12 protein-coding genes and 1 riboswitch are annotated in these 12,958 nt (G+C 72.9%); of the genes, 6 read left to right on the forward strand and 6 right to left on the reverse strand.

Going from position 1 to position 12,958, the window contains the following annotated elements:
- Positions 1-67: 67 nt before the first annotated feature.
- The 5 genes from lhgO (at position 68) to GXP74_RS37955 (ending at position 5,937) form a co-directional block, all read left to right on the forward strand.
- Positions 68-1,267, forward strand: a complete 1,200-nt coding sequence (lhgO, locus tag GXP74_RS37935; RefSeq protein ID WP_182455721.1) for an L-2-hydroxyglutarate oxidase — start codon at positions 68-70, stop codon at positions 1,265-1,267.
- 105 nt (positions 1,268-1,372) lie between these two features.
- Positions 1,373-2,122, forward strand: a complete 750-nt coding sequence (trmB, locus tag GXP74_RS37940) for a tRNA (guanosine(46)-N7)-methyltransferase TrmB (protein WP_225448748.1) — start codon at positions 1,373-1,375, stop codon at positions 2,120-2,122.
- Positions 2,123-2,207: 85 nt separating this feature from the next.
- Entirely contained in the window at positions 2,208-3,788 is a 1,581-nt protein-coding gene (locus tag GXP74_RS41980; RefSeq protein ID WP_304940930.1) for a PrsW family intramembrane metalloprotease, read from the forward strand.
- A 138-nt stretch (positions 3,789-3,926) separates the two neighbouring features.
- Complete coding sequence (locus GXP74_RS37950) at positions 3,927-5,564, forward strand: hypothetical protein (RefSeq protein WP_182455722.1); 1,638 nt, start codon at positions 3,927-3,929, stop codon at positions 5,562-5,564.
- A 70-nt stretch (positions 5,565-5,634) separates the two neighbouring features.
- Complete coding sequence (locus GXP74_RS37955) at positions 5,635-5,937, forward strand: hypothetical protein (RefSeq protein WP_182455723.1); 303 nt, start codon at positions 5,635-5,637, stop codon at positions 5,935-5,937.
- Positions 5,938-6,059: 122 nt separating this feature from the next.
- Here the strand turns inward: GXP74_RS37955 and GXP74_RS37960 are convergent, their stop codons facing one another.
- From GXP74_RS37960 to GXP74_RS37980, 5 genes are all read right to left on the reverse strand, one after another.
- The gene (locus GXP74_RS37960; RefSeq protein WP_182455724.1) at positions 6,060-7,055 is read right to left on the reverse strand and encodes a M23 family metallopeptidase; all 996 of its coding nucleotides are present in this window, start codon (positions 7,053-7,055) and stop codon (positions 6,060-6,062) included.
- A 12-nt stretch (positions 7,056-7,067) separates the two neighbouring features.
- Positions 7,068-7,202: riboswitch (cyclic di-AMP (ydaO/yuaA leader) on the reverse strand.
- A gap of 142 nt (positions 7,203-7,344) precedes the next feature.
- A complete protein-coding gene (locus GXP74_RS37965; protein ID WP_370468513.1) occupies positions 7,345-7,719 on the reverse strand; it encodes a VOC family protein in 375 nt (124 codons plus the stop codon).
- 114 nt (positions 7,720-7,833) lie between these two features.
- Positions 7,834-8,442: a co-chaperone YbbN gene (locus GXP74_RS37970; RefSeq protein ID WP_182455725.1), complete on the reverse strand. Its 609-nt coding sequence runs from the start codon at positions 8,440-8,442 to the stop codon at positions 7,834-7,836.
- Positions 8,443-8,586: 144 nt separating this feature from the next.
- A complete protein-coding gene (locus tag GXP74_RS37975) occupies positions 8,587-9,522 on the reverse strand; it encodes an undecaprenyl-diphosphate phosphatase (RefSeq protein ID WP_182455726.1) in 936 nt (311 codons plus the stop codon).
- Between the two features lie 185 nt (positions 9,523-9,707).
- The gene (locus tag GXP74_RS37980; RefSeq protein ID WP_182455727.1) at positions 9,708-11,072 is read right to left on the reverse strand and encodes an MFS transporter; all 1,365 of its coding nucleotides are present in this window, start codon (positions 11,070-11,072) and stop codon (positions 9,708-9,710) included.
- Positions 11,073-11,159: 87 nt separating this feature from the next.
- On the opposite strand from GXP74_RS37980, the gene GXP74_RS37985 reads away from it, so the two are divergent.
- Positions 11,160-11,723: a MarR family winged helix-turn-helix transcriptional regulator gene (locus tag GXP74_RS37985; RefSeq protein WP_182455728.1), complete on the forward strand. Its 564-nt coding sequence runs from the start codon at positions 11,160-11,162 to the stop codon at positions 11,721-11,723.
- A gap of 97 nt (positions 11,724-11,820) precedes the next feature.
- Here GXP74_RS37985 and GXP74_RS37990 read toward each other — a convergent pair whose 3' ends face one another.
- Positions 11,821-12,780, reverse strand: coding sequence for an ABC transporter substrate-binding protein (locus GXP74_RS37990; protein WP_182455729.1), 960 nt, complete (start codon positions 12,778-12,780; stop codon positions 11,821-11,823).
- Between the last annotated feature and the right edge of the window lie 178 nt (positions 12,781-12,958).

Genomic DNA, 12,958 nt, shown 5'->3' on the forward strand with positions numbered 1-12,958 from the left:
CCGCGCGGACGTGGGGCGTGCGGGCGCTGGGGCGCGCGGGCGCGGCAGCGGCTCGGAGAGGAGCAGCGTGGGGTTCGACTGTGAGGTGGCCGTCGTCGGCGGCGGCATCGTGGGGCTCTCCACGGCGTACGCGCTCAGCCTGGCCGACCCCGGGCTGCGGGTGATCGTGCTGGAGAAGGAGCCGGCCCTGGCCGCGCACCAGACCGGGCGGAACAGCGGCGTGGTGCACAGCGGCCTGTACTACCGGCCGGGGTCGCTGAAGGCCCGGTTCGCGGTCGAGGGCGGCCGGGAACTAGCCGAGTTCTGCCGCGAGCAGGGGCTGCCGTACCAGGCGACCGGCAAGCTGGTGGTGGCGACCGACAGCGCCGAGCTGCCGCGGCTGCACGCGCTGGCGCAGCGCGGACGCGAGCACGGGCTGCCGGTGCGGGAGCTGGGTCCGGCCGGAATGGCCGAATACGAACCCCGGGTCGCGGGCATCGCCGCGCTGCACGTCGGCAGCACCGGGATCTGTGACTATCCGGCGGTGGCGGAGGCCTACGCGAAGCTCTCCGGCGCGCAGGTGCGCACCGGGGGCGCGGTGACCGGGATCGCCCGCCGGGCGGACGGCGTGACCGTCGCCACCACGCTGGCCGAGGTCCGCACCCGGGTCGTGGTGAACTGCGCCGGGCTGCACAGCGACCGGATCGCGCTGCTCGCGGGCGACGAGCCGGGCGTGCGGATCGTGCCGTTCCGGGGCGAGTACTACGAGCTGGCGCCGGAGGCCCGGAAGCTGGTGCGCGGACTGGTGTACCCGGTGCCCGACCCGGCCTTCCCGTTCCTCGGCGTGCACCTCACCCGGGACCTCCACGGCGGCGTCCACGCCGGGCCCAACGCGGTGCCGGCGCTGGCCCGCGAGGGCTACGACTGGCGCACCGTCAGCCCGCGCGACCTCGCCGGGACGCTGGGCTGGTCCGGCAGCTGGCGGCTGGGCGCGCGGCACTGGCGCTCGGAGACGGCCGAGCTGCGCCGCTCGCTGTCCAAGCGGGCGTTCACCGCGGGCGTGCGGCGGCTGCTGCCGGACTGCGCCGAGCGCGACCTGGTACCGGCCGCGGCCGGGGTGCGCGCGCAGGCGGTCGCCAGGGACGGCTCGCTGCTGGACGACTTCGCCTTCGCCGAGGCCCCGCGCACGGTCCACGTGCTGAACGCCCCCTCCCCGGCGGCGACGGCGTCGCTGCCGATCGGCCGTGAGGTGGCCCGCCGGGCGCTGGCGGCGCTGGCCGCCGGGTAGCGCCCCGGCAGCGCCCCCGGCGGCCCGGCGGCCGGGGGTGGACTGCTGTTCGGGGCGGCCGGTACCGCGGCACGTACACTGGTCGGCACTGTGACCAGGCACCCCATTCCCCCAGCCGCCCCCGTGTGCGTCGACGACGTCACCCTCGGTACGCCCGTCCCCGCCGCGCTGCACTCGGAGCGGCGGATCCGCAGCTTCCACCCGCGCAAGGGGCGGATGAGCGACGCCCAGCGGGGGGCGCTGGCGCGGCTCTGGAAGGCGTACGGGATACGCGTCGACGGCGAGGGCCTGCTCGACCTCGACCAGCTGTTCGACAACGCCGAGCGGCCGGTGGTGCTGGAGATCGGCTTCGGGATGGGCGACGCCACCGCCGACATGGCCGCCGCCGACCCGGCCACCGGCATCCTCGCGGTGGACGTGCACACCCCCGGGCACGGCAACCTGCTGCGCCGGATCGAGTCCGGCGGTCTGGAGAACGTCCGCCTGGCCGAGGGCGACGCGGTGGTGCTGCTGCGCGACCAGCTGGCCCCCGGCAGCATGGCCGGGCTGCGCGTCTACTTCCCCGACCCGTGGCCCAAGGCCCGGCACCACAAGCGGCGGCTGATCCAGCCCGAGTTCGTCGCCCTCGCGGTCTCCCGGCTGCGCCCGGGCGCGCTGGTGCACTGCGCGACCGACTGGGAGCCGTACGCGGAGCAGATGCTGGAAGTGCTGACGGCCTCGCCGGAGCTGGAGAACCTGCACCCGGACGGCGGCGGCTACGCGCCGCGCCCCGACTGGCGGCCGGTGACGAAGTTCGAACAGCAGGGTCTGGACAAGGGACACGTGGTGCAGGACCTGCTGTTCCGGCGGCGCTGACCGCCCGCCGGGGCGCTACCTCCGTGGCCGAAAGAACAGCGGAAACGCCGTACCCGCCGGTCGGCGGCACCGCTAAAGTCTTACAGTGAGCAGCACCCAGCCCGACCCGTCCGTACCCGCCGACGACATATCCCCGGCTCCGGCCGCTGACTCGTACCCGGTGCCGCAGGCCGATCCGAGCCCCGACTTCAGCCTCCCGCACCGTTTCCGCTACCGCCCGCGCCGGGGCCTGTTCGAGAGCAAGGCGCTGCGGCTGACCGCGCTGACCGTGGTGCTGCTGCTGTGCGGGGCCGGCATCCTGTGGAAGGTCGAGGGACAGACCGGCGGTTCCGGCCTGGTCATCGGGATGTGCCTGGCGGTGCTGCCGGTGCCGCTGGTGCTGGCGGCGTTCTACTGGCTGGACCGGGTCGAGCCCAAGCCGCTGCGCAACCTGCTGTTCTGCTTCGGCTGGGGGTCGTGCGCGGCCACCCTGGTGGCGATCTTCGCCAACACCTGGGCCACCGACCTGCTGATCAGCCACCAGATCACCGGCGGGCAGACGCTCGGCGCGAGCCTGGTGGCGCCGCTGGTCGAGGAGAGCGTCAAGGGCTCCGCGATCCTGCTGATGTTCCTGTTCCGGCGCAAGGACTTCAGCGGCATCGTCGACGGCGTGGTGTATGCGGGCTTCACCGCGACCGGCTTCGCCTTCACCGAGAACATCCTCTACCTCGGCCGCTCGGTGCTCGACGGACGCAACGACGGGCTGGGGCTGGAGGAGACCGTCGTCACCTTCATCGCGCGCGAGGTGATGTCGCCGTTCGCGCATCCGCTGTTCACCTCGATGACCGGGGTGGGCTTCGGCATCGCCGCGATGACCCGCAAGCGCTGGCTGAAGGTGCTCGCGCCGATCGGCGGCTGGGTCGTGGCGATGTTCATGCACGGCAGCTGGAACGGCTCGTCGGCGCTGGGTTCGCTGGGCTTCATCGGCGTGTACTTCCTGTTCATGGTGCCGGTGTTCGGGCTGATGGTGTGGCTGGCCATCTGGTCCCGGCGCAGTGAGCTGCGGACGGTGGGGCGGCAGCTGCCGGTGTACGCGAGCGCGGGCTGGGTCAGCGCGCCGGTGCCGCTGGTGCTGTCGTCCATGCGGACCCGCAGGCAGGTGCTGGACCTGGCCAGGTTCACCCTGGGCCGGGACGGCGGCCGGACGATGCGGGAGTACCTGGGCTTCGCGACCTCGCTGGCGTTCCTGCGGCAGCGCGCCGAGCGGGGGCTGGTCGGCGCGGAGTTCCCGGAGCGCGAGCAGGAGCTGCTGCACCACCTGTGGGAGCGGCGGACGGCCGTCGCCGACGTGCTGGCACGGGTCGGCGCGCAGGAGTGGCAGCGGCTGCACCCGCCGGTGCGCCCGGCGTACGGCTACGGGTACCCGGGCGTCCCGCCGCAGCCGTACCCGCCGCGCCCGGCCGGGGCCGGGTATCCGGGCCCCGGATACGCCGGTCCCGGGTACCCAACGGCGGGATACGCCGGGGCGCCGGGGGCGCAGCTGCCGGCGCAGCCGGCGCCGGGCAGCGGCTACCCGCCGCCGCACCGGGGCCCGCAGCAACCGCACCCGTACCAGCCGCATCCGCACCCGCAGCCCGCGGTGGCGCCGCCGGAGCCGCACCATCCGCCCGCGCATCCGTCGCACTGATCGCACCGGGCGACTGTCCCCCGATTGCTTCGGAACCATCCGGGTCACTCCCTGCGTTGTCCTTTTTATCCGCACCTTCTGGTGCGGGACGCCGACAATGCGTCAGGAGGCCCGCGGATGACGGATGGCATCTATCGCATGGCTATGACCAGCGGCCATGTCCACAGAGACACCGTCTCCATGGCCGAGGAGCAGGTCCGGCACTGGCTGAAGACGCAGCACTACGAGGGTCCGGTGGCGGAGGAGGGCCGACATCGAGTCGGCGCGCAGGCCGTCCTGGACTGCTCACTGAAGGAGCGCGTGCGCGGCGCGAAGGGCGCGAAGGAATCACTCGCGCGCTGGCGGCTTCGTGAGTTCACGCTCCAGGGCATCTGGCAGACCTCGCTCACCGTGAGCACCCCCACCGGCGGGCGCACCTGGGTACGGCTGGACGCCGAACTGCTGCCCGCGCGGGGCGTGGCCATGGCCAAGGCGCCGGTGCCGACCCTGGCCCGCGGCCTGCTGGACGTCCTCTCCGGCACCGAGGGCGAGCACCAGGGGTCGGCCGCGCTGCACGCGATGCCCACCGTGATCGAGCGCGGCGACCTGGACGAGGTCCTGGACGAGCTGTGCGACCCGGACCGGCGGCTGCCGATCGTGGTGGCCAGCACCCCCGCCCACACCGACTTCGACGACTGGCTGGCCGAGACGGTCGACCCGCTGCTGCGCGGCTGCGCCGGTCTGGCCGTGCTGTACGCCCTGGCCCCCGGCGCCGAGCGGGAGTTCAACCGGACGCTGGAGCACCACCGGGTGTTCGGCGGCGCGGTACGCACCTACCTCCCCGGCCTCGACCCGGCCTGGCAGCCGGACGCCCAGCGGCACCGGGTGATGGCGCGGCACACCTTCGAGACGGACCTGCGCCGCGCGTCCGGTCTGCTGGCCTGGCTGCCGCGGCGGCTGGCGGTGCAGACGCCGCTGCCGGACGCGCTGGCCGCGCTGCCGCCGCTGCGGGCCCGGGGGCTGACCGACAGCGGAGCCGAGATCGACGGCGTGCAGCCGGGATCGCTGCTGGTGGACACGCACGAGGAGGAGGCGCTCGAAGAGCGGGCCAGGGCCGGTGAGATCCAGGAGGTCCGCCGCTGGCTGCGGGCGGCGGAGGAGCGCGAGTCGGAGCTCGCGGCCGAGTACGACGAGCAGTACAGCGAGTTGCGCGAGGCCCGGACCGAGGTGCGCTCGCTGCGCGGGCGGCTCGCCGCCGTCGGCTATCCGGACCTGCCGCACGCCCCGCAGCCGGACCGGGACTCGCTGACCGATCCGGCCTCGTTCGCCGAGCTGCTGGAGCGGATGGGCGAGTTCCCGCTGCTCCGCTTCACCGGTGACGCCCGGCTGACCCGCGACCTGGACCAGCAGACCGACCACCCGACCTGGGTGCGGATGGCCTGGGACGCGCTGCTCGCGCTGCAGGACTACGCGGAGGCGGCGGTCCAGGGCGAGTCCAACGGGGACTTCCGGCGCTGGTGCGAGAACACCCCGGCGGCGTGCCATCCCTTCCCGCCGCGGAAGGTGATCCGGGACGAGTCGCGGACGGTCCGCTCGCACGGGAAGTGGAAGACCGAGCGGGAGCTGCCGGTCCCGGTCGCGGTGAATCCGACCGGCGAGGTGTTCATGGGCGCCCACCTGCGGATAGGCGGTGGCGGCACGGCCCCCCGGCTGCACTACCACGACGACTGCTCGGGGACCGGCCGGATCTACATCGGCTACATGGGCCTCCACCTGCACAACACCCGGACCAACTGACGCCCCGGAATGGGCTCGGGGAGCGCGGGGTTAGGGTGCTGAGAGGACTATCGCAGGAGGTCGTAGAGACATGGCACGGATTCCCTCTTCCCTGGTCGCGGCGACCGGGCTGATCGGCGGCTTCGGGGTCGCGCGGGCCACCAAGAAGCGTGAGCTCGGCGGCGTCGCCCTGCTGGCGGCCGGGGCGGTGGCCGCCACCCAGTGGAAGCGGGCCGCCGGCCCGACCACGGCGGTGGCGCTGACCGGCCTGTACGTGGCGGCCTTCGCGGGCTCGCACCCGCTGGCCAAGAAGCTCGGCGCGTGGCCGTCCGTGCTCACCGTCGCGAGCGGCGTGGCGGTGGCCTCCTGGGCCGCCGCCGACCGCCGCGGCTGAGGTTCCGCCCGGACAGCTGGAACGCACTCGGCACGGTCGGCGGCGGCTCCTACCGGAGCACGCCACCGGCCGGGCCGAGTGACAGGGTCAGCCTGGACGCACCGGACGGACCGGACGACGGATCAGATGGTGAGCCCGTGCTCCGCCAGCCAGGTGGCCGGGTCGATCGGCTCGCCGCCGCCGGGGCGGACCTCCAGGTGCAGGTGCGGACCGGCGATGGTGGAGACGTTGCCGGTGGCGCCGACCCGGCCGATGGGCTGACCCGACGTCACCTCGCCCGCGCCGACCCCGATCGCGGACAGGTGGCAGTACCAGAGCTCGGTGCCGTCGGGCAGGGTCTCCACGACGCGGTAGCCGTAGGAACCGGCCCAGCCCGCCGAGGCGATGACGCCCTTGCCGATGGCCACCACCGGAGTGCCGTTCGGGGCGGCGAGGTCGAGGCCGGTGTGCAGCTGCGCCCAGTAGCTCCCGGACTGGCCGAAGCCCGCGCCGACCACCGCGCCCTGCACCGGGGCGACCAGGGGGCCCAGCTGCTGCGCCTCGGCCGCCGCCTGCGCGGCCGCTGCCCGCTCGGCCTCGGCCTGGGCTGCCGCCTGGGCCTGGACGTGGGCTGCCGCCTGGGCGGCGTGGGCCGCTGCCTCGGCCTTGGCCTGGGCTTCCGCCTCGGTCGCGGCCTGGGCCTGCGCCTGGGCTGCGGCCTGGGCCTGCGCCTGGGCCGCGGCTGTCTCGGCGTCAGCTCGGGCCGCCAGCTTGGCGGCTGCGACCTGGGCGGCCTGCCTGCGGGCGGTGTCCCCGGCGTCGGCGCGCTGCTGCGCGGCCTGGGTGCGTATCCGGTCGGCCAGGGCCGTCCCGGGGTCGGTGGCGCGTCCGCTGAGCGCGGTGGCCCCGGCGGGCAGCTCTCCGGAGAAGTGGTCCCGGACGCTCAGCGAGGGCTTGGCCCCGGTGGCGAGGGAGTCACTGATGGTCGCTGCCCGAGCCGGAGTGGCCAGGCCGATCGCGCCGGTGGCGCCGACCGCGGCCATGGCCGCGAGTCCGAGAACGGCGGAGGGCGCGATCCCCGCGGGGCGCTGCGGCGCCTCGGGCTGCACGGGTGCCCAAGTGGACTGGTACGACGCCACGATCGGCGTGCTCCTTTCCTTCCCTAGCGCCGACCGGGTTAGCTGACGGGTTCGGGGAGGAAGGTCCCCTACAGCCTCGCGGCTGATTCACCCCAGGTACATGGTTCCCCGGCTCCTGGACACCGCGGGATGCGGCGCCCAGCAGGATTAGGCGACAGAGCACGACGCCGCTCGTCGAACGGCAGAACTTCGTGCTGCGTTATCAAACGTTAATCCTAGACACGGTTGATTCCAAGTGGTTCGGGAACCCAGCTGGGATCTGACGGTACATACGGGCCTTTTGTCCGGATCAGCGCACCAGGCAGAACTCGTTGCCCTCCGGGTCCAGCATGACCTGGAAGGCCCCCTGGTCGTCCTGCTGGACCTCCCCCACCGCGACCGCCCCGAGCTGGACCAGGGCCGCGCGGGCCTGCGCGATGTCCGCGACGTCGATGTCCAGGTGGAGCCGGTTCTTGCGGCCCTGCTTGCCCTCGGGGACGAGTTGGAAGGCCAGTCGGGGCTGTCCGTCGGGCGGATCCACGTAGGACCAGTCGGACTCCCGGTCGACCGGGCAGCCGCCGACCAGCGCGGCCCAGAACCGCGCCAGCCGCACCGGATCGGCGCAGTCCACGACGACCTCGTCCAGCCGCCCCATGCCCGCTGTCGCACCCTCGTTGGTCACCACCACGCCACGCTAGCGTCCGACCCCCCGGCTCAGGGAGGTGCGCGCACCAAGCGGGCGGGTGAACCGGCGAGGATCCGCTGGAGCGGGCTGTGGACCGAGGAGGCGGATGGGCGGTCAGTCGTCGTTCCGGGTCCTCGGGTAGAGCCAGCTGATCAGGACGTCGGCGACCTGGTCGGCGCCGAGGGTCCGGGCGTCGGCGAAGCGGCCCTCGTTGTCGCCCTGGAGCAGGCTGCCGTCCGGGGCCAGCTCCACCACCGCCGGGATGCCGCTGACCTCCACCGGCACGTAGCGCTCGGCCAGCCGCAGGTTGTGGTCGAAGCGGCCCACGTCGACGGTGACCAGGTGGTAGTTCCGGGCCAGTACCTGGTGCAGGCCCGCGGTGCGGATCAGCGCGGCCATGGCCTGGCAGTCGGCGCACCAGGAGGAGCCGAAGTCGACCAGTACCGGTCGGCCGTCCCTGCGGGCGGCGGCCAGCGCCCGGTCGATGGCGGCGGAGGCGTCGGCCGACGGGTCGTAGCCGTCCGGGACCGGCGCCAGGGCGACCGCGGGCAGCGAGGGGAAGGGGCGGGCCAGGCCGACGCTCTCGTCGGAGGGCGTGCGCGGGCTGTGGGCCGCGGCGGTGCGGCGGCCGGTCACGGTGACGCAGCCGCCCAGGGCGAGCACCAGCAGGGCGCCGGTCAGGGTGCAGGCCAGTGCCCGCCGAACGGCTCCGAGGGCGGTCATGGCGGGACCCTCCGCATCCGACTCCGGGGCGCCGACCGCCCCGGCGATCAGTTGATCAGGTCGGCGGCGGGGCGCCCGGCGCATCGTCGGGCCGCCGCGCGGCAACCACCCGCTCGGGTGAAACCAGCCGAGGTCGGGTCGGGCTCAGCTCAGGCCCAGGTAGGCGAGGCTGCCCAGCCCAGCGAGGGTGCAGTAGATCGCGAACGGGGTCAGCGTCCGGGTCTCGAAGTACTTGGTGAGGAAGCGGACCGCGACGTACCCGGCGAAGAAGGCCGCGACCGAACCGGCCAGCACCTGTCCCCGGATGCCGTCACCGGCGTGGCCGAGCAGGCTCGGGACCTTGAGCAGCGCGGCGGCGCCGATGACCGGGGTGGCCAGCAGGAAGGCGAAGCGGGCCGAGTCCTCGTGGCGGAGGCCCTTGAAGATCCCGGTGCTCATGGTGACGCCGGAGCGGCTGATGCCGGGCAGCAGCGCCAGGATCTGCGCGCCGCCGACCAGCAGCGCCTGCTTCCAGCCGAGCTTGGCGGTGATCCGCTGGTCGGACACCCGGTCGGGGTGCAGCGGCTGACCGTCCGGGCCGGTCTCGGTCACCGTGGCGTCCCCGGCCCGGCGGCGTCCGCTGCCGCCGCGCTTCAGCCGCTCGGCGATGTAGAGCACCGCGCCGTTGAGGGTGAGGAAGACCGCCGCGACCATCGGCGTGTAGAGCGCGTCCTTGAACACCTTGTCCAGGACCAGGCCGACGACGCCGACCGGGACCGTCGCCACGATCAGCAGCCAGGCCAGCCGCTGGTCGGCGGTCTCGATCCGGCGCTCGCGTATGGAGCTGAACAGGCCGCTGATCACCCGCACCCAGTCCCGCCAGAAGTACACGACCAGCGCCAGGGCCGTGGCCAGGTGCAGGCCGATCAGCACGTTCATGTAGGGGGAGCCGGGGCTGGAGACGCTGAGGTCCCGCTTCCAGGAGCCGCCGATCAGGGCGGGCACCAGGATGCTGTGGCCGAGGCTGGAGACGGGGAAGAGCTCAGTGACGCCCTGGAGCAGGCCGACGCCGATCGCTTCTGGGTACGTGAGGACGGACATCGACGGCCTTCAGCAGACAGGGAAATCAAACACTGGGCAGTCAGAAAGTACTACAGGGCTGTAGACCCTCTGTCGCCGGGCGGCCCTTGTTCACCGGCCGGACCCCCTGAATTCACCGGCAGCACCGGCCCTGGCCGTCCCGCCGGGGGACGGGGCGGCCAGGGCCGGAGTCTCGACGGGCCCGCTCAGGCCACCGACTCGTAGGCCGGGACCGGGCGGGGCGCGGCGGCGGCCACGATCCGCTCCGGGTGCACCGCGTTGTCCTGGAGCGGGCTGAGCCGGTGCCGCAGCCGCAGCGCCATGGCCACGATCAACACCGTGCACCCGGCCATCACCAGCAGGTACGCGGCCGAGGCGCCCGCACCGACCAGCAGTACGCCGGCCGCCGGGCCCATCGCCACCGCGACCTGCTTGACCAGCGCGAAGGCAGCGTTGTAGGTGCCGAGCAGCCGGGTCGGGGCCAGGTCGGCGACGATCGGCCCGAGCGTGGGCGCGAGCAGCGCCTCGCCGATGCCGAACAGCGCGTAGACGCTGACCATGGCCACGGTGGCGGCCACCGCGTCGGCGTGGATCAGCCCGGCGAGGGCCGCCATGACCCAGGCCGCGAGCCAGACCAGGCCGGTGGCGGCGATGGCGGTGCTGCGCCGACGGCGGGCGGTGATCCGCACCACGATCATCTGCACCAGCACGATGACCAGGGTGTTCGCGCCCAGTGCCAGACCGAGCACCGACGGTGAGGTGCCGACCACGCTGGTCGCGTAGGCGGCGACGCCGGATTCGAACTGGCCGTAGCAGGTGAAGAAGATCAGCCCGGCCAGCAGGCAGACCCGGATCATCGCCTTGTCCGCGAGCAGCCCGCGGAACCCGGAACCCGAGGCCGACCCGGCCGCGGCCGGGGTCCGCGCGGTGACCGGGACCGGCGGGGCGGCCGGGATCCGGACGCCGCCGACCACGGCGGCCAGCACCAGGAACATCAGCCCCTCGATGCTGAACAGCAGCGTCAGGCTGGACGGCCGGTTCACGTCCACGATCTGGCCGCCGATCATCGCGCCGATCCCCATCCCCAGGTTGACCAGGGTGAACTGGAGCGCGAAGGCGTGCGACCTGGTGGCCGGGGTGGAGCAGCGGACGATCATCGTGGCCAGGGCCGGCTGCACGGTGGTGACCCCCGCGCCGAACAGGAACGCCGCGGCCAGGATGTGCGGGCTGCCGGTGGCGTGCCCGAAGGCGAAGGCGCCGAGGGCGGCCGTGACCGCGCCGACGACCAGCACCGGGCGCGGGCCCCAGCGGTCGATGCCGCGTCCGCTGAACGGGAGCACGGCGAGGGCGGCCAGCGCGAAGACGGTGAACATCAGCCAGGCGGTCATCGAGCCGAGGCCGCGGACCTGGTCCACGTAGACGAACATGTAGGGGACGGTGAAGCCGCTGCCGAAGGCGCTGAGCGCGTTCCCGATCTGGACCCGGCGCAGCGTGGCCGCGACCGCTCCGTTCCTTCCGCTGTTCCAGGGCTGTCCTGCCTGCCTCTTCTGCTGCCGCAACGTGCGGGTCATGCTGCACCGCCTTCCGCTCTCGTGCCAATTTCTCATCAAAGAGTACACTACTAAAGTCTTCAGAACGCAACGCTATACACTTGAGGCATGACCGAGCACCCGCCCACACCCCTCGCCCAGGCGTCCGAGCTGGACATCAGCGAGCAGGTGGCGGCGTACCAGCGCGAGTTTCCGACCGTGGACCCGCAGGTCGAGACGATCGTGAGCACCATGTCCCGGCTCGCCCGGCGGATGTCGGTGGCCTATGGGCGGCAGCTGGCCGACCTCGGCATCGGCTCGGCCGACTGGGAGGTGCTGAAGACGCTGATAGTGGCGGGCAGCCCCTACCGGCTCGGCCCCGGCGAGCTGGCCAAGCGGCTCGGGCTGACCCCGGCCGCGATGACCCACCGGATCGACCGGATGGCGGCGGCGGGGCTGGTCACCCGCAGCCGGGACGAGAGCAACCGGGTCCGGGTGATCATCGAGCTGACCCGGCTCGGCCGGGAGAAGTGGCTGGAGTCGATGCGGATGGCGGCGGTGTTCGAGGAGGACCTGCTCCAGGACGCGTCCACCGAGGAGCGCGCGGTGCTGGCCGGACACCTGGGGCGGATGCTGCGCCGGGTCGAGGAGCACCAGCCGGACGCCCTCGGCCGCTGCGACGACCTGGACTGAGCGGCCGCGCGCCGCCGGGCCCCGGAAACGGCCGTGCCGCCCGTCGCCGGGAGGCGACGGGCGGCACGGGAGGGAACGCGGTGCTGCGGGGTACCGCTCAGGCCGGGAGGCCGACCGACTTCAGCCAGGTGGTGGCGACCGTCAGCGGGTCGGCGCCCTGGGCGCCGGTCTCGGTGTTGAGCCGCAGCAGTGTCGGCGTGTCCAGCTTCGCGGAGACCGCGTTCAGGGCCGAGACCACGGTGGGCGTCAGCGCGGCCTTCTGGCCGACCGGGAGCACGTTCTGGAAGCCGAACAGGTCCTTCGGGTCCTGCAGCGCGATCCAGCCGTCGGCGCTGATCGTGCTGTCGGTCGAGAAGACGTCGCCGACCTGGATGTTGTCGGCCTTGAGCGCGCCCTCGGTGAGCGGGCCACCGGCGTCCAGCGCCTTGAACGCCTTGAACTTGAGGTTGTAGACGGCGGCGAGGCCGATCAGGCCCTCCTCCCGGGTCTGGAACTCCGGTGCGGCGCCGAGGGTGAGGTCGTTCTCGTAGGGCACCAGGTCGGCGATGGTGGAGCTGGACGTCAGGTGGTACTTGGCGACGGTCTGCGCGTTGACCGTCAGCGAGTCCTTGTCCTGCGCGGCGGAGGGGGTGAGGATCTCCAGGCCGGGCGCGAGCTTCGCGGACAGGTCGCTGTCGGTCTCGTCCACGCTGGTGGGCGTCGCGTTCTTGTCCAGGTACGCCAGCAGCGCGCCGTTGTACTCCGGCATCAGCTGGACGTCGCCGTTCTTCAGCAGGCCGTAGGTCACCTCGCGGCTGCCGATGTTGTACTTGTAGGACACCTTGATGCCCTGGGCCTTCAGCGTCACGCCGTAGATGTCCGCGAGGAGCGTGCTCTCCGGGAAGTTGTTGGAGCCGATGACGATAGAGCCGGCGGAGGCGGTCGCTGCGGGCGCGAGCGGATTACTACTGGTCGACTTCGACGACGACCCGCAGGCGGTGAGGCTGACGGCGGCGGCAGAGGCGACGAGGAGCGCGGCTATACGAGTGAAGTGGCCGCTGGTACTGGTTGTAGTCACTGTTCCATTCCGGATGTTCAAGAGTTAAGGGCGAGTTGGAGGCCGTGATCTCGCGGACCGTCCGATCCGCCTGGCCAGTGGCAGCCAAATTCCGTACCTCAGAGATACTGGTCTGCTCCGCTGGGTTGCGGAAGCCTCTTGATGACTTCGTATCACAATGTTCACAGGGCCCACTCTG

Origin of the sequence: Streptacidiphilus sp. P02-A3a (assembly GCF_014084105.1) — a bacterium.
GTDB lineage: Bacteria > Actinomycetota > Actinomycetes > Streptomycetales > Streptomycetaceae > Streptacidiphilus.